We start from the raw sequence: 16,842 nt of genomic DNA, 5'->3' as shown, positions 1-16,842 counted from the left end.
CGTTCGGCGTTCAGATGGCGTCCGGGTCGCAGTGGGCCAGCCCGTAGCGGTCCGCCAGCGGGTTCCACCCGGCGGCGAAGGCCTTCTTGGCGGCGGTCGCCAGCTGGCTCTGGCCGTACGCCTCGTTCCAGTCCGCGGTGTGCGGCGCGTTGCCGTCGCAGCCGGCCACGTCGTCCGCCCACCGCGCGAACGCCCGGTCGGCCGCGGCGGAGGCCTTCCAGGCCGAGGACAGTTGGGCCACCAGGTCCGTGCCGCCTGGCAGCGCCGAGGCGTCGACGCCCTGCAATCGGGTGACCAGGGAGTCCCGGCCGACCGCCGCCTGGCGGAGCTGGGAGGCCCGGTACCTGACATCCACGGCGCTCCCGCAGCCGTCCGCGGCCTCGACGGCGGACGTGACGACCTTGCGCGTCCCGTCGTTCCGGTTCAGCAGGATGTCGATGGCCTTCGCCTGGTTGACGGGGTCGCCCACCGGTGTCCCTCCGCCGCCGACCGTGCCTCCGCCGCCGGTGCCGTTGCTCCCGTTCGGGGTCGTCCAGTACGTGGACACGGCGGTCGGCGAGGACTCGGTCGACGGCGAACCCGTGCCGGAGTGGTCCCCGAGCGCGGACACCCCCTTGACGCCGGCCCACGCGAGCAGGCCTGCCACCAGCACCGCCGCCAGCACCCGTCCCGGCCCGGGCGGGGTGGCGGGGGGCGAGGCGGAGGCGTCCGGCCCCCGCGAGTGGGACGTCGGGTTCCGCGCGTCCGCCGTCAGCGTCGCCCTGATCCACGCCGTCACCTCATCCGGGTCGGGGCCCGACGGCTTCCGCAGCTCCTCGATCGCCTGCAGCAACGGCCTTTCCCAGTCCGCGAGTTCGGGGCGGCCTCGCGGGTCCGTGCGGAGCGCCGCCTCGGCGAGCCGGCCGAGGTCCGCCGAGAGCGTCCCGACCACCCCGGTGTCCCGGCTGTCCTGCTCCCCGGCGAGCAGCCGGACCACCAACAGGCCGAACTTGTACGAGTCCCCGCGTCCGGTCGCCGGCGGCTCGCCCTCCGGCAGGCTCCAGTCCGGGGTCTCCCGCTGGTCGAGCGCGTCCCGGCCGTCGACCCGCATCGCGTCGCAGTCGATCAGGAAGCAGCTCGGTTCCGCCCCCAGCCGGAACAACACGTTCTTCGGCGAGAGGTCGCCCACCACGACGCCCAATCGGTGCAGGCCGGCGAGCGTCCGGGAAAGGTCGAGCAGCAGCTGGAGCCGCTGCTCGACCGTGATCGAGATCCCGACCCGGCGCAGGTAGCCCTCGTCGTTCAGCAGGAACTGGAAGCCCGCGAGGTTCCGCCCGGCCTGCGGCGAGTCGATGAAGAAGCTGTCGGGAACCAGGCGCATCAGGATGCCGCAGCGGCCCCGGTCGTCCAGCACGACGGCCGCCGGCCAGGCCAGCCGCTCGCACAGCCAGAGCCCGGTCTCGGTGGGCAACCCGGGCACGAACTCCACCATCGCGTCCAGGGCCGGGCCGTCCAGTTCGTTCCGGCAGACGGCGGAGTACTCCTTGTACGCCACCGGCCATTCGCCGTTGATCTTCCGGCCGGGCAGCTCCCAGACGGTGCCCTGGCCGCCCTGGCCGAGCTTGTCACCCCTGGTCAGCCGCTCGACCCGGACCTTCGTCACGACGGGACCTCCACGGCGGAGGCCGGCCAGACCACGAGCAGGGTGCGGTCGTCGTCGAAGGTCTCCCGGGAGAAGTCCAGCAGGTGGGCGAGCCCGCGCGGCTCCAGCGTGGGCGCCAGATGCTCGGCGAACAGCCGGCCGACCGGGCCGGTGCCGTCGCCGAGCGGGCCACCGAAGCCGTCCGTGCCGACCAGCAACCGGTCCGAACCGGACACGAGGACGGAGTGCACCCGGACGTCGGCGGACACCCGGGGCAGCGCCACCACCGCCGAGGAGGCCACCGGCCCGCCGGCGCCGACGGGTTCTCGGATCACCGACATGAACCGGCCGCCCGCCGACAGCAGCCAGGCCCCCGAATCCCCGGCGGAGACCAGGTGCACGTCCAGCCCGAGCCGGACGGGCACCGCCACCCCCGTCACCAACGTGGTGGCCATCAGGCGCTCGGCCGCCGCCGCGTCCTCCCGGGACAACCTGAGGATCTTCGCCGTCTGCGCGACCAGCTGGTAGGCGGCGTGGTTGAGCACCTTGGCCCAGTTGAGCCGGTCCGGGCTGCAGCCCTCGTCCAGCTGTCTGGTCACCGTGTCCACCGCCGTCCGGCAGGCAAGGGTGGCGCCCAGGTGCGACTGCTCGGCGCCGGAGACACCGTCCGCGACCGCGAAGACCAGGGTCCCGGAGCCGTGCAGCCCGACCGCGATGTCGTCCTCCCGCGGCCGCCCGTTGCCCCGGTGCGCGTAGCCCCGGACGGAGGCGAGCCGGACCCGCACGTGCTCGCCGGACCAGCCATCGAAGACCGTGTCCGGCCGGTACGAGGAACCGGACGGCGGCTTGGGCTCGAACCGGTCCACCGGGCGGTCCAGTTCGACCGGTGCCCAGCGCGAGGGGGGCACCGCGTACACCGAGTCGCCGACCGGAGGGACGGGCACCGCCGCCGGGTGCGACGACCGGACCGGGGAGGGCAGGAAGCCGACCGGGCCCGGTCCGGCGGCCGAGGGCTGCCCGGGCGGCAGCGGCGGACGCCGGACGGGCGGGGGCACGGGCGGCAGCGCGGCCCGGTCGTCCGGACCGGCCGCGCGGTGCTCGGGGCCCATCGTCACACCACGTCGATCGCCATGCGGAAGCCCTCCGGCTTGTCCACCACCAGCTCTGCGTTCCCAGAGGCGAGCGACATCCCGGACGCGATGATGCTCGTCGTCAGCGCCGAGCAGAACTTGGTGATCGCCGCGCCGATGTCGGCCCCCGGGATCTGCACGAAGGCGTAGTTCTGCTCGGTGGCGACGTTCAGGATCGTGGACGCGTCGGCGGCACCGATGCCGAAGGCCGCGATGTTCGGTGCCACGCCCCGGGACCGGTCGGTCAGCTGCCGGTGCACGCTCGCCCAGTCCTCGTTGCTGTTGGGCTGGCCGTCGCTCAGGAAGAACACCGTGGGCCGGTAGACCGTGTATCCGGCCCGCTTCAGCTCCTGCACGTCCTGCGGGATGCGGGTGAGCAGCGCCGTGAACGCGGCCCGGTAACTCGTCCCGCCGCCGGTGCTGGACAGTACCGGCAGCTCGTCCTCCTGCCGCAGGTCGGCCAGGCTCATCCGGACGTCGACTCCGTTGGAGAAACCGAGTACGGAGAATCTGACTTTCGCCGCCGCCATCGGTTCGGCCAGCAGCGCGCGGTGCAGCGAGGCCAGTCCGGCGTTGAGTTCGCCGAGGACGGGTGTCATCGAGCCGGACTCGTCCGCCACCACGTACATCGGGATGAGGTTGCCACGGTTGTCGGCCATGGTCGGGACTGCCTTTCGTCGGGTGTGGTTCAGCGGTCGGGTCGGGGGTGGCTCAACCGGTGCCGCCGAGCCGGCGCAGGCCGGGCGGGCACTCGATGAACAGGTCGGGTCGGCCGCCGGCGAGGCTGCGGCTCAGGTACAGCACGGAGTCGCGCAGCAGCGAGGCGAACCTCTCGGCTGCGGTGGTCAGGTCGAGCCCGGGCTCGGCGAGGAATGCGAGTTCCGGGTAGCGGGCGATGGCACGGATCTCCGCCTCGTCCGCCCGGCCGATGCCCACCGAGATGATCGTCGGATGACGGGGGTTGGCCACCGGGTCGGTCAACGCCCTGACCGTCTCCCGCCAACGCGCGCCCTCCTCGCAGACCCCGCCGAACAGCACGAACAGCACCGGGCGGTGAACCACCTGGTGCTCGGCCTTGAGTCGCGCCACGTCCTCCGGGACCAGCTTGCGCAGCCGCTCGAACGCCAGGTCGTGCCGGGCGCCGGCCCGCACCGTCAGCCTCGGCATCACGGTGGTCCATTCGACCGCCGACATCGGCAGGTGCGCCGTGGTGTCCCCGGCCGCGCCGAGCACCGACATCCGCAGCCCGCTGGCCGCCTCCGGCGGGGTCAGCAGGGCAGAATGCAGGCCGCGCAGCGCGTTGTTGAGGCCGTCGAGGCAGCCCGCGACGGCCGCTGACTCGTCGATCAGCAGGTAGACCGGGAGCACCCCGTTCGCCGGACCGCCCCCCTGAGCGTCCGCGACCACCGTCCCCACCAGCGCGGACGGCCCGGACGGCACGAACGGCCCAGACGGCGCGGACGGTACGAACGGCGCGGACGGGCCCGAGGAGCCGGCCGGACCGCCCCACCGGACGGGCGGCAGCGCCGTGGCCGCCCCGCCTGCGAGCGTCGCGCCCTGCGCCCGGTGCAGCGCCTGCTGCCGGATCACCTCGACGTCGGCCGGCTGGATGAGGTCGTTCGCGACCATGAACTTGAAGACCTCGACCGAGCGTTCGTCGAACTGCTCCTGTCGGCCGACCAGCGCTGTCTCCCAGCGGCTGCGCATCTCGACCGCCTCGGCGATCCGGTCCGGGTGCTCCAACACGAACAGCCGGATCAGACCACCGATGTCGAGGTCGCCCTCGCCCAGGAGCCGGCGCCGCTCCTCCTGCAGCTCCAGCTTCACCCGCTGTTCCTGCTTCTCCCGGGCGAGCCGGCCGTCCAGCTTGATCCGGTCGACCACCTGCTCGCCCCGGGCCTCGGCCTCGGCCCGCAGCTGCGCCGATTCGGCCAGCCGCAGCTCCCGGTCCGCCCTGGTCAGGCTGGTGATGTAGTGGCGCGCCGCCTCGTCGGGGCGCAGGTCGACCATGCAGCGGTAGATGGTGATGCCCTCCGGCAGCACAATCTCCCGGGCGCAGTCCTGGTTCATCCGGTGCTCGGCCAGGGCGGCCTGGTCGATCGGGTAGCCGCGGGCGATCACCCGGAGCACGGCGGCGATGTGCCCGTAAACCACGATCAGGGCGTCGGTGACGTTCCGTCGGACCACCTCGACCGGGTCATGGACCCGGAAACCGACGTCCACGACGGCGTCGAAGCAGTGGGCCTGATCCTGGGAGGGCAGCGGCCAGCTCTTCAGGTGCGCGGTGCGCCGGTGGTCGCTGAGGTCCACCTCGTACCTGGTCCGGTACTTGCCGAGGAACTGCTGGGACCAGCTCAGCGGTTTTCCCTGGAACCACGCGAGTTCGCCGTCGTAGGAGGCATACACGGCAGCGGCGCTCGGCTTCAGCGATTTCACCGGGCCGGACAGCCCCCGTGGCACCGGCTCCTCGCCGATGATCAGCGGCAGGGTGGGGGTCATCTCGGGCTCTCCTGTCGGTCCAGTTCGGCCGTGACCGCAGCGGCGGTCCTCGACGCCGGGGCGATGCTGTGGGCGCCGGCCCAGTCGGCGGCCTGGCGGCGCAAGATGGTGGCGGTCCGCGGGTCGCCGTCCGCCAGCGCGCCGACCATCCGCACGAGGAGCACCCGCAGCCCCGGGTCCGTCTCGGCCAGCCGGGCCCACAGCCGCAGGACGTACTCGGAGGCTGTCCGGTGGACGGCCTCGTTCAGCGCCGCGCGCCACAGCTGGACGAACGGGGCGCGCAGCACCGGCTCCCGGTCCGTCCGCACCAGCAGGGCCGGCCAGTTCGGCGCCACGGCCGGCTCCGGGAGCGTCTCGGTCTCCACCACCCACTGGGCGCCGACGGCCAGGAAGGCCAGCAGGACGGAGGGGCGGGCCCGGTGGTCGGCCAGTGCCGTGCACAGCCGGCCGAGCACCACGGCGGTCAGCCGGTCGTCCTCGGCGAGGATGTCGGCCAGGCTGTCGCCGACCGCGATGGCGACCTGGATGTGGTCGACGACGCAGAGCCGGGCCAGGGCGTCGACCGCGGCCAGCGGCCCAGCGCCGCTGAGGCTCAGTGCGTACACCCGGGCGGCCGTCGCCTGGGCCAGCGGCCGGTCGGTGTCGCCGAGCCAGCCGGCCGCCAAGGTCTTGACCATGCCGAGCAGTTCGGGGTTCTTCGCGCTCACCGACAGGGCGTGGGCCACTGCGGTGCGCCGCCGACGGTCCGGGCTGGCCGCCCAGGGGTGGAGCACATGGTCCAGCAGGTACTGGAAGGACCGGTCGGCGAGCACCCCGAGCGCCACCCCGGCGTGCGTGCGGACCTGTTCGGACGGGTCGGCGACCAGTTCGCCGAGCCAGTCCAGCAGCACCTCGTGCAGCGGGTACTCCGCCCAGACGTGCTGGATCAGCCGGCGCGGGTAGCCCGGGTCCTTGTACTCCAGGCCGTCCGCCGGCACCCGCCCGGTGGCGCTGAAGAACCGCACCTGCACCACCTGGGCGCGCAGTCGGGCGAGCCGCCGGCGGCGCGGCACCTGGTACGGCTCGCGCACCCGCGGCAGGTGGCCGTCCGCGTCGGCCAGGACGGTGTAGTCCTCCGTGCCCAGGCGGCGGTGGAACGCACGGGCAGCCGCAGCGACGTCCTCCTGCGGGAGGCCGTTGAGCACCGCCAGGGCGACGGCGTAACAGCGCAGGAAGGGCTCGTCCAGGTTCTCGGCCCAGATCTCGAAGTCCTCGACGCCGCGGCGGGCCAGCTTCTCCCGGACCTCCGCGAGGTCGGGTACGCCGCCGGCCGCGGACTCGGCGGACTCACACAGCGCGGAGGCGAGTCCGGCCGCCGCCCGGCAGGCGCCGTCCGCGCCGAGGTGCTCGTCGAGCAGTTCCGGTACGCCCGGGCGCGTCAGCAGCAGGGTGGCAGCGGGCTCGCCGAGCCGCCAGTCCAGGTAGTGGCGGACGATCCGGGCGGGGTCCGGCGGTGCGGACAGGTCGATGACGTGGCCGAGGACTTCGGAGTCGACCAGTCCGCTCTCCTGGCCAACCGTCAGGACCAGCCGGGCCCCGGCCCGGTGGAGGGCGCCGCCCAGCCCCTGCACGAGCGAGCCGTCCAGGGTGGAGCAGTCCCCCGGCTGGTCGACCAGGAAGCCGACCGGCTCGCCCGGGCCGTCCTGGGCATCGGCCTCCAACCGCTCGATGAGCGCTCCGAGGTCGGAGGTGCGGTCCAGGTGGTAGATCCGGTCGACCGAGCATCCGAGCAGGAGCCGCAGCGCGGCCGTGGTCTTGCCGGAGCCGGCCGGGCCGCGCAGGATCGCCAGGTCCTGTTTGCCGAAGGCGGCCCGTATCCCGTCCCAGTCGGCCGGATCCGCGAAGGCGCTGCGCACCCGTTCCAGGACCAGCGGGGAGACCAGGCGCAGGGGTGCCCGGCCGCCGCCGACCAGGAAGACGTTCTTGTCCCCCGCGACCATGTCGCCGTCGATGCTCGCGAGCGCGTGGCGCACGGTGTCGCGGCGCAGCATGCCCTGGGCGAACTGGGTGGCCTCCGCGCTCTCCCGGGCCGCTCCACTGCGGGCGGAGCCGCCCTCCGCCCGCTCCCCGCCGGCGTCGCCGGACGACCCGCCGTCGGCACCGTCGCCGACCGGCGGGCCGTCCGGGGGAGGCCCGTCCGGCCCGGCGGCGGGCGGTGCCGCCGGACCGGTGGAGCCCCCTCCCCCGTCGACCGGCGGAACCCCCGTTACCGCCGGCCCGGTGTCCCCGGGCGTCGTCATCGACGGCCCGGGGCGTTCGGTGCGTGGTGGACGTTCTTGTCACCGGCCACCTGGTCCCCGTGCACCACCCCGGCGTGGAAGACCACCCCGCCCTCGGGCCGGCCGCCGGGGATGGGACCGGACACGGGGATGGGTGCGGGACCGGAGGCGGGACCGAGGCCCGCGTCCAGCCCGGGCGGAGCCGGGTACCCGGGCACGGTGATCCAGCCGCGGGCGGCGATCCCGTGCTTGGCCTCGAAGCCGACCGGCAGGTAGGCGGCCGGATCGACGGTGCGGTACTCGTGCCGGACCACGGCCTGGTAGACCTCGTCGGAGACGATGAACGCCAGATTGGCCCGGCCTGCCCGGGCCAGCACCTCGCGCAGCGGCGCGGCGTCGACCAGCCGGAATGTCCAGTTCACCGCGTCCCCTGACCAGCCGTCCGTGTCACGGCTGACCAGCCCTTGGTGCAGCGCGACCCGGAAGCGCAGGGCATGCGCCTCATTGAAGATCCGCGCCTTCTCCGCGAGGCAGTCGTCCAGGGCCCGGACGAGCGCCCCGGCCAGCAGCACCGGCGGGACCTGCGGCTGCACCAGGATCAGCACGCCGTCCCCGCGGTCCTCGGTGGCGACCGCCCCGGCCGGCAGGCCGGCCTCCGCCAGCGCGTCCCGGAGCACCTCGTACATCGCTTCCCGCAGCGACCGCTGGACGGGGTTCGGCCGTGCGCTGAACCCCTCGATGTCGAGCACCACGATCCAGTGGTGCACGGCCGCCAGTGTCATCCCGGCTCCTCTCGGCTCGGCGTCGACCAGTACCCCATTGGTACGCCACCGGGAGGCACACTTCTGCGCCAAATGACGCACAGGAGGTACTTTCTGACTTCACGCCAGGTGGCAGGTCGCGGGCATCGGCCAGGGTACGAAGGGCGTCCGGGCGCCTGCTCGACCTTGTCCGGATCGTTACTCCCCCGCAGCAGACCGCCCGCGAACGCGCCCCCGCGTGCGCCCCGGCGCATAAGGCCTTCCGCCTGCGCCGCTCACACCGCCGGCGGTGAGGCCGCGCCCGACAGGGCGACGGCGACCAGGGCCCGCATGGCGCAGGCGGCCTGGCCGAGGGGCAGCGTCGCGTCGTCGGCGAAGAGTTCCACGAGCCAGCCGCCGGCCGGGTTCTGGCCGCCGGCGGCGACCATGCCGCGGTAGCCGGAGACGACGAGCATCGCCTCCTCCGCCGGGTCGTTGCCGGCCGCGCCGGCCCGGAGGGCGAAGGCGCCGCCGCGGACGGCGCGGCGGGTCAGCGGGTAGTGGCGCAGGTCGAAGACGGCGTCGGGGGCCTCGATCTGGGCGCGCTGGGTCTCCGCGCGGGAGCTGCTGGGCCCGCTGGTCATCCGGTAGACGGCGTGCTGGGCGGTGCGCATGAGGTGGGAGCCGGGCGGCACGTACGAGATCCACCAGCCGACGGCGTCGAGCAGCCGGGCGGAGGCCTCGGCGACGACGACGAGCTTGCCGAGGGTGTCGGCGGGGTGGACGGCCCGGGCGGCGGCGGCCTGGTCGAGGGCGGAGAGGACGGCGGCGAGCAGTTGGCCGGGGTCGGCGCTGTGGGCCGCGCCGCGGAACCGCCGCCGGTCGCCGGAGCCGGCCCGGCCGTTCGTTCCGCGCCGCCCGTCGGCCCGGTGGTGCGGGTCGGCGGCGTCGGCGAGCAGCACCGTGGGGTCGGGTGCGAAGCCGGGGCCGTGGCTGCGGCCGGCGACGACGGGGTGGGCGGCCCGGGCGGCCTTGGCCCGGTACTGGGCGGCGTCGGCGAGCCGGAAGAGCCGGTCGGGGGTGGTGACGGGCCCGATGGAGTCGCCGGTGGAGGCGACGCCGCAGGCCACGCCCTCGCCCTCGGAGAGCGCGAGGGCCCGGGCGCAGAGCTCCTCGGCGACGGCGACCACCTCGTCGGCCTTCTGGCCCTCGACGAGCAGGCAGAACTCGTCGCCGCCGAGCCGGGCGGCGAGGCTGCCGGGGAGTTTGGCGGCGGCCAGCGAGAGCTGGTGGGCGAACCGTTCCAGCAGCCGGTCGCCCATCTCGTGGCCGAGCTGGTCGTTGACCCGCTTCAGCCCGTTGACGTCGCAGACGACCAGCGAGACCACGGTGTTGTCCCGGTTGTGCGCCTCCAGCGCGCTCTCCAGCCGGGCGTCGACGGCCCGCCGGTTGGCGAGGCCGGTGAGCGGGTCGGAGAAGGCGAGCTTGCGCAGGTCGGCGAGGCGTTCGGTCTGGGCGAGTCCGGCCGAGACCTGGGCGGCGAGCAGGGTCGCGTAGTCGGCGTCGGCCTCGGTGAACTCGGGCATCCCGACGGCCCGGGCGAGGTAGAGCTCGCCCCAGGCCTGCCCGTGCAGCACGATCGGCGCGACCACGCAGCAGGCCCGCCCGCGCCGGCGCAGCGCGGCGGCGCGTTCCCGGCAGTACGCGCCGGCGGTCGGGTGGGTGTGGCCGGCGTGCGGTTCGACGTTCTCGGCGGACTGCAGCCAGGCGCGCGGCAGCCGCCCGGTGGTCCAGCGCTCCTCCAGGTACGTGACGATCTCGGGGAAGTCGGCGACGGGGTAGGACTCGTCCTCGGGCAGTTCCTCCTCGCCGGGGGCGAGGTCGCCGTGGTTGACCAGGACCCGCAGCCGGCCGGATTCGCGGTCCCAGACCGAGACGGCGGCCATGGTGGCGCCGAGCGCCTCGGTGGCCCGGGCGGCGGCGGCCCGGACGGCCTCCAGCGGGGTGAGCGCGCCGGCCATGTCCTGGGCCAGCTCGACCACGGACTGCAGCCTCAGGTCGGGCAGCGGGTCCGGGTGCCGCGAGCCGCGGTCCGTCATGATCGCCTCACTGCTCACCGGCTCGCCCCGCTCCTGTGCTCGGTCCTGCCGGGGCTCCGGTCGGCCCGGACCCCCGTCGGCCGGTCACACCCGACCGGCCGCTTGCACCAAGACTATGGCGGTTTCGTTCGGTTATGCCCCGTTTGCCCGGACGGACCCGCGCCGGACCGTACGGGTTTCAACCGTTCGGCACCCGGCAGCCCCCGGAGGCATCCGGAGACCGTCGGAGGCCGTCGGAGGCACCCGGAGGCCGCCGGAGTGGCCGCACCCTCGCGGCTACCCCGTTCGCGGCCGGCTACTCCGCCCTCAGGCGCCGGGTCAGCAGCCACGGCTCGACCAGCCCGAGCCCGCGCACCGGCCGCCGCCACATCGGCTGCAGGTGGAACCGGGCACCGGCGTCCGGCCCCGGCATCGGCAGCCCGGAGGCGGGCATCCCGGCGGCCGCCGACAGCGCCTCGGCCAGGCCCGGCCCCTCCGAGTCGGCCGGGGCGACGCTGCCGTTCTGCTCCAGCGCGGCGGCGAACTCGCCGTCGATCAGCACCGCGTCCTTGGGCGCGATCGAGGTGAGCCGGCTGGCCAGGTTGACGGTGGTGCCGAAGACGTCGCCCATCCGGGAGGTGACCGTGCCGAAGGCCATGCCGACCCGCAGCGGCGGGATGGCCTCGTCCCCGGCCAGCGCCTCGATCAGGCTCAGCGCGATCTCGGCGGCGGTCGCCGGGTCCTCGGAGACGTAGAGGATCTCGTCGCCGAGGGTCTTGATCACCCGGCCGCCCTGTCCGGCGATCAGGTCGGAGCAGGTGTTCTCGAAGGTCTCGACGAGCTCGCCGAGCTCCTCCTCCTCCAGCCGCCGGGACAGCCGGGTGAAGCCGACCAGGTCGGCGAAGCCGACGGCGAGCCGGCCGCTGGTGATCTCGTGGTCCTCGGCGGCCTGCACCACCCGGCCGGTGACGGCGGCCAGCTGGCGCCGCCAGACGTACACCAGGAACTGCTCCAGCTCCGGCAGCAGCAGCTCGACCAGCGGGTAGGCGACGTCGGCGCGGGTCAGCCCGGGCTCGACGGACTGGGTGAGGTTCTCCAGGAAGGTGTCCATCTGCCAGCCGGCCAGCCGGGCCGTGGTCTGCCCCGTGGAGCGGGCCACCTGGATCGCCATCGACTCGCTCAGCAGGCCGGACTCGACCAGACCGGCCAGCCGCCGCAGCGCGATCACGTCACCGTCGGTGAGGGCCCGGGACTGGCCGATGTCGGGGAAGCCCATGGCCCGCCAGAACCGGGTGGCCAGCTCCATCGGGACGTCGGCGGCGCGCGCGGCCTGGTACGGGGTGTAGCGGCGTGGCGCGTCCAGGATCAGGCGTTCCAGTTCGAGCGCGACCGTGGGGTCGTGGCTGCCCGCCGTCGCGCCGTTGCCGCCGTCCTCTGCCACCGGTCCGTCCCCGTGCGGTCGCCGCACTCGCCTCGTGTCCTACCTGTCCGGGCGCACCGCCCGCCACCCGGGCGGGCAGTGGCGCGCCTCACACCGTTGCCAGGTGGAATGTTCGCACGGAATCGCCGGATCCGGGGCATCAGCCCGGGTCAAGGAGAGGTGAAGACTGCCGTTCAGCGGGGTTCGGGGCGCACGTGGACGACGTCACCCGCACCGACCGCCCGGCGTGCGCCGTCGGGTGTACGGACCACCAGCCGGCCGTCCCCGTCGATCGCCACCGCCTCGCCGGCCAGCTCGGTGCCACCGGGCAGGTGGACCTTCACCGGGCGGCCCAGCGTGGTGCAGCGGTCGGTGTAGGCGCGCATCAGGTCGCTGGCGTGCGGGTCGCCGGCGGCGGCCGTCCACTCCCGGTACAGCCCGGCGAGTTCGCGCAGCAGCGCCCGCAGCAGGGTGCCGCGGTCGGTGGTGGCGGCCCCGGCCAGCGCGAGGGAGCCGGCGGTGGGTACCGGCAGTTCCTCGGCCCGCAGCGTGACGTTGATGCCGAGGCCGATGACCACGGCGCCGCCGGACAGCTCGGTGAGGATGCCGCCCAGCTTGCGCTCCGCGCCGTCGATCTCCATCTGCAGGTCGTTGGGCCACTTCAGCCCGACCTCGACCTCGGCGATCCGGCCGAGCGTGCTGGCCGCGGCCACCCCGACCAGGATCGGCAGCCAGCCGTAGCGCTCGATCGGCACCTCCTCGGGGCGCAGCAGGACGGAGAGGAACAGCCCGGAGCGGGCCGGGGCGGTCCACTGCCGGTCCAGCCGGCCGCGCGCGGCGCTCTGCGCCTCGGCCACCAGCACGGCGCCCTGGGCGGCGCCGGCCCTGGCGCGGGCGGCCAGGTCGCTGTTGGTGGAGCCGGTCTCGGCGACGACGTCCAGGGAGGTCCAGAGACCGCCCGGGACGAGCAGGTCGTGGCGCAGCGCCTCCGCGTCCAGCGGCGGGCGGTCCAGGTCGGTCCAGGGGGACGGTCCGGAGTGGCCGAAGCCGCGCAGTCCGCTGCGGCGGGGGGTGTCGGAGGCGTTCATGCGGGAAACCCTAGGACGTGGGCACGGCCGCGGGGCGTAGGCCGCCCCATCGTCCCGCAGAACGGCCGTCAACAAAACTGTGTCGATGGCCATAACGCCAGGACGTGCCGGATCGCCCTCCGCGCTGGCTACGCTACCCAGCGGTAGTTCGTAGCGCCGCCCTGCCCTCTTGCGCGGACCCCCACCACCCGGTCCGCTCGCACTCGAACAGGTCGCGGCCAAGGATCAGGGAGAGCCACCGGATGACCGAGGCGCCGTACGACCCCCACACCACCGCGGGCAAGCTCGCCGACCTGCGCCGCAGGCTGGACGAGGCGGTGCACTCCGGCTCGTCCAAGGCCGTGGAGAAGCAGCACGCCAAGGGCAAGCTGACCGCCCGCGAACGGGTCGTGGAACTGCTGGACGAGGACTCCTTCGTGGAGTTCGACGAGTTCGCCCGGCACCGCTCGACCAACTTCGGCCAGGAGAAGAACCGCCCCTACGGCGACGGCGTGGTGACCGGCTACGGCACCGTCGACGGCCGCCAGGTCGCGGTCTTCGCCCAGGACTTCACCGTCTTCGGCGGCTCCCTCGGCGAGGTCTTCGGCGAGAAGATCGTCAAGGTGATGGACTTCGCGCTGAAGACCGGCTGCCCGGTCATCGGCATCAACGACTCCGGCGGCGCCCGGATCCAGGAGGGCGTGGTCTCGCTCGGCCTGTACGGCGAGATCTTCCGCCGCAACGTGCACGCCTCGGGCGTCATCCCGCAGATCTCGCTGATCATGGGCCCCTGCGCGGGCGGCGCGGTGTACTCCCCCGCGATCACCGACTTCGTGGTGATGGCCGACCGGACCTCGCACATGTTCATCACCGGCCCGGACGTGATCAAGACCGTCACCGGCGAGGACGTGGGCATGGAGGAGCTGGGCGGCGCGCGCACCCACAACACCAAGTCCGGCAACGCGCACTACCTGGCCGCGGACGAGAAGGAGGCGGTCGAGTACGTCAAGAGCCTGCTCTCGTACCTGCCGTCCAACAACCTGAGCGACCCGCCGTCCTACCCGGAGCAGGCCGACCTCACGGTCACCGACGAGGACCTCGAACTCGACACCATCGTGCCGGACTCGGCGAACCAGCCGTACGACATGCGCAAGGTGATCGAGCACATCGTCGACGACGGCGAGTTCCTGGAGACCCAGCCGCTGTACGCGGGCAACATCATCACCGGCTTCGGCCGGGTCGAGGGCCAGTCGGTGGGCATCGTCGGCAACCAGCCGATGGACCTGGCCGGCTGCCTGGACATCAACGCCAGCGAGAAGGCCGCCCGCTTCATCCGCACCTGCGACTCGTTCAACGTCCCGGTGCTGACCTTCGTCGACGTGCCCGGCTTCCTGCCCGGCACCGAGCAGGAGTGGGACGGCATCATCCGCCGCGGCGCCAAGCTGATCTACGCCTACGCCGAGGCCACCGTCCCGCTGATCACCGTGATCACCCGCAAGGCCTTCGGCGGCGCGTACGACGTCATGGGCTCCAAGCACCTGGGCGCCGACCTCAACCTGGCCTGGCCGACCGCCCAGATCGCCGTCATGGGCGCGCAGGGCGCGGTCAACATCCTGCACCGCCGGGAGATCGCCGAGGCCGAGGCGGCCGGCACCGTCGAGGAGAAGCGGGCCGAGCTGATCGCCTCGTACGAGGACACCCTGCTCAACCCGTACCTGGCGGCCGAGCGCGGCTACGTGGACGCGGTCATCGCGCCCAGCGAGACCCGCCGGCACATCGTCCGGGGCCTGCGGGCGCTGCGCGGCAAGCGCGAGGTGCTGCCGCCGAAGAAGCACGGCAACATCCCCCTGTAGGCCCCACCCCTGTCGGGAGAGAACCAGCCATGTCCCCGATCCACGTGCTGCACGGGCAGCCGACCCCCGAGGAGCTGGCCACCGTTCTGGCGGTGGTCCAGGCCCGGGCCGCCGCCGCGCAGGCCGCCGCCGAGGCGGCGCGTCAGGCCGGCGCCGGCCCGGCCTCCCCCTGGAACGACCGCTCCCGCCTGCTCCGCCCCGCCCTCCGCCCGGCCGCCGACGCCTGGCGGACCTCGGGCTGGGCGCGCTGAAACCGGTACGGGAGCCGTAGGGAAGCCCTACGGAAGCCGTACGGAAGCCGTACGAGAACACCGAGGCCCTGCGGTGCGGGACGTCCCGCGCCGCGGGGCCCTTCCGTCCGGATCGCCGGAAACCTGAGTACGGATACTCAGGCGCCCGCACCCGGGCACGGCGCACTCTGGACGGGTGCTCTGGTCAGACCCCCGCGACGAGCCCTCGCCCGAGGCCCGTCGGATGCAGGAGCGGATGCAGCGGGCCGGCAAGGTGCTCTTCGCCATCGTGCTGGTGGGCTCCGTCCTGATCATGATCTCCCGGTCGTTCACCTGAACGGGGGACACCGGCACCCCCTACGCTGGTGGCCATGACCGACCAGCGCTCCCTCGTCCTCGCCTCCGCCTCCCCCGCCCGCCTCGGGCTGCTGCGCCAGGCGGGTCTCGACCCGCGCGTGGTGGTCAGCGGCGTCGACGAGGACGCGATCACCGCTGCCTCCCCCGCCGAGCTCGCGCTCGTGCTGGCCGAGGCCAAGGCGAAGGCCGTCGCCGCCGAACTCGCCGACGGCGAGCTGGTGATCGGCTGCGACTCCGTCCTGGAGCTAGACGGGCTGGCGCTCGGCAAGCCCGCCGACGCCGCCGAGGCCGTCGCCCGCTGGCAGTCGATGCGCGGCCGCGCCGGGGTGCTGCGCACCGGCCACTGCGTCATCGACACGGCGACCGGCCGGCAGTCCTCGGCCACCGCCTCCACCACCGTCCGCTTCGGCACCCCGGACGACGAGGAGATCGCCGCGTACGTGGCCTCCGGCGAACCGCTGTACGTGGCCGGGGCGTTCACCCTGGACGGCCGCTCGGCACCGTTCGTCGAGGGCATCGACGGCGACCCGGGCAACGTCATCGGCCTGTCCCTGCCGCTGCTGCGCCGGCTGCTCGCCGACCTCGACGTGCGCATCGTCGATCTGTGGACGACGTGACCTCCCGCACCCGGTGTCCCTCCCTCTAAGCTGACCGCCGTCCGGACGGGGGAGGGAGCGGCGATGACCGACAGCGTGCTCAACGTGGTGCTGGGGCTGGTGGCCAGCGCGATCAGCGCCGGCCTCGGCTGGCTCGCCCAGGCCGTGCGGCGGCGCCGCCGGGTCGAACGGGTGCGGGAGTTCCTCGGGCTGCCGGCCGACAGCGAGTGCCTGATAGTGGTGCCGCGCAGCGTCGGCGCGGGCTCGCACGCGAACACCGTGACCCGCCGGGACGCCTACGCCCTGATGTGGCTGGCCGGGCTGGTCGAGGAGTGCGGCGCGCGGCCCGAGCTGGTCGCGCACGACGCCGCGCACCGGGGCCTGGGCGCCAAGACCGAGCTCTGCCTGGGCGGCCCGGTCAGCAACGAGCGGATGGCCGCCCACCTGGCCTGGGGCCTGCCGGGCGTGCTGGTCACCTCGGGCCCCGGCCCGGGCAGCAACGTGCTGGTGGTGGGCGAGCGCGACTACACGGCCGACCAGGACCAGGCGCACACCCTGCTGGCCCGGATCGCCACCCCGGACGGCGGCCGTCCGGTGTTCCTGATCTCCGGCCAGACCGGCACCGCCAACCAGGCCGGTGTGCGCTACCTGGTCGCCCACCACCGCGAACTCGCCCGCCGGCACGGCCGCAACGGCACCTTCGCGCTGGTGCTCCGGGTCGTCAACCCGGAGGCGTACGGGCCGGACATGGTGGAGCTGGTGGCCGACGTGACGGCCGAGGCGGTGCAGCGGCCCGCCGCCCGCTCCGGCGCCGCTTGAGCGGTCCGGGCGAGAGTGTGGTCCATGCCACCGTCCCGCCACGCCGCCGCTCCGTCACCCCCTGTGGCCCCCTGCCGCCGCGGCCCCACCCCTACGAGCTGCGGAGTCTTCCTACCGGCCGGTTCCGACCCCTGAATCCCATCACCGAGCGTGTGGGATAGTTCACAACCCGGG

At 74.0% G+C, this 16,842-nt stretch carries 13 protein-coding genes and 1 pseudogene; 5 read left to right on the top strand and 9 right to left on the bottom strand.

Annotated elements, in window-relative coordinates; all coding sequences use genetic code 11:
* Positions 1-10 precede the first annotated feature (10 nt).
* The 9 genes and pseudogenes from ACYP53_RS12475 to ACYP53_RS12435 form a co-directional block, all read right to left on the bottom strand.
* Positions 11-1,642: a serine/threonine-protein kinase gene (locus ACYP53_RS12475; protein ID WP_459647399.1), complete on the bottom strand. Its 1,632-nt coding sequence runs from the start codon at positions 1,640-1,642 to the stop codon at positions 11-13.
* Positions 1,639-2,730 carry a protein phosphatase 2C domain-containing protein gene (locus ACYP53_RS12470; RefSeq protein ID WP_459647398.1) on the bottom strand — a complete coding sequence of 364 codons (1,092 nt, stop codon included), beginning with the start codon at positions 2,728-2,730 and terminating at the stop codon, positions 1,639-1,641. Before ACYP53_RS12470 ends, ACYP53_RS12475 begins: the two co-directional genes overlap by 4 nt.
* A gap of 2 nt (positions 2,731-2,732) precedes the next feature.
* The gene (locus ACYP53_RS12465) at positions 2,733-3,410 is read right to left on the bottom strand and encodes a vWA domain-containing protein (protein WP_459647397.1); all 678 of its coding nucleotides are present in this window, start codon (positions 3,408-3,410) and stop codon (positions 2,733-2,735) included.
* Between the two features lie 52 nt (positions 3,411-3,462).
* Positions 3,463-5,250, bottom strand: a complete 1,788-nt coding sequence (locus ACYP53_RS12460) for a hypothetical protein (RefSeq protein WP_459647396.1) — start codon at positions 5,248-5,250, stop codon at positions 3,463-3,465.
* On the bottom strand, positions 5,247-7,529 hold the full coding sequence (locus tag ACYP53_RS12455) for a hypothetical protein (protein WP_459647395.1): 2,283 nt from the start codon (positions 7,527-7,529) through the stop codon (positions 5,247-5,249). The genes ACYP53_RS12460 and ACYP53_RS12455 overlap by 4 nt, the downstream gene beginning before the upstream one ends.
* Positions 7,526-8,290: a hypothetical protein gene (locus ACYP53_RS12450; RefSeq protein WP_459647394.1), complete on the bottom strand. Its 765-nt coding sequence runs from the start codon at positions 8,288-8,290 to the stop codon at positions 7,526-7,528. The genes ACYP53_RS12455 and ACYP53_RS12450 overlap by 4 nt, the downstream gene beginning before the upstream one ends.
* Positions 8,291-9,135: 845 nt before the next feature.
* A pseudogene (locus tag ACYP53_RS12445) lies at positions 9,136-10,347 on the bottom strand (GGDEF domain-containing protein); the annotation flags it as partial.
* A gap of 295 nt (positions 10,348-10,642) precedes the next feature.
* Positions 10,643-11,767 (bottom strand): adenylate/guanylate cyclase domain-containing protein, encoded by a 1,125-nt coding sequence (locus ACYP53_RS12440; RefSeq protein ID WP_229928582.1) that lies wholly within the window; start codon positions 11,765-11,767, stop codon positions 10,643-10,645.
* 173 nt (positions 11,768-11,940) lie between these two features.
* A complete protein-coding gene (locus ACYP53_RS12435) occupies positions 11,941-12,834 on the bottom strand; it encodes a biotin--[acetyl-CoA-carboxylase] ligase (protein ID WP_459647393.1) in 894 nt (297 codons plus the stop codon).
* A 242-nt stretch (positions 12,835-13,076) separates the two neighbouring features.
* Here ACYP53_RS12435 and ACYP53_RS12430 point away from each other — a divergent pair, with 242 nt between their 5' ends.
* The 5 genes from ACYP53_RS12430 (at position 13,077) to ACYP53_RS12410 (ending at position 16,668) form a co-directional block, all read left to right on the top strand.
* Positions 13,077-14,666 (top strand): acyl-CoA carboxylase subunit beta, encoded by a 1,590-nt coding sequence (locus tag ACYP53_RS12430; protein ID WP_189916177.1) that lies wholly within the window; start codon positions 13,077-13,079, stop codon positions 14,664-14,666.
* Positions 14,667-14,695: 29 nt separating this feature from the next.
* Positions 14,696-14,917, top strand: a complete 222-nt coding sequence (locus ACYP53_RS12425; protein WP_189916176.1) for an acyl-CoA carboxylase epsilon subunit — start codon at positions 14,696-14,698, stop codon at positions 14,915-14,917.
* Positions 14,918-15,092: 175 nt separating this feature from the next.
* Complete coding sequence (gene mmpB, locus ACYP53_RS12420) at positions 15,093-15,233, top strand: morphogenic membrane protein MmpB (protein ID WP_189916175.1); 141 nt, start codon at positions 15,093-15,095, stop codon at positions 15,231-15,233.
* A 34-nt stretch (positions 15,234-15,267) separates the two neighbouring features.
* Positions 15,268-15,870, top strand: coding sequence for a nucleoside triphosphate pyrophosphatase (locus ACYP53_RS12415; RefSeq protein ID WP_189916174.1), 603 nt, complete (start codon positions 15,268-15,270; stop codon positions 15,868-15,870).
* Between the two features lie 63 nt (positions 15,871-15,933).
* On the top strand, positions 15,934-16,668 hold the full coding sequence (locus ACYP53_RS12410) for a hypothetical protein (protein WP_189916173.1): 735 nt from the start codon (positions 15,934-15,936) through the stop codon (positions 16,666-16,668).
* Positions 16,669-16,842 lie beyond the last annotated feature (174 nt).

It is taken from the genome of Kitasatospora sp. Ki12 (assembly GCF_054601375.1).
The sequence above is the reverse complement of the archived record's forward strand: the minus strand, read 5'-3'. Positions and strand labels throughout refer to the sequence as shown.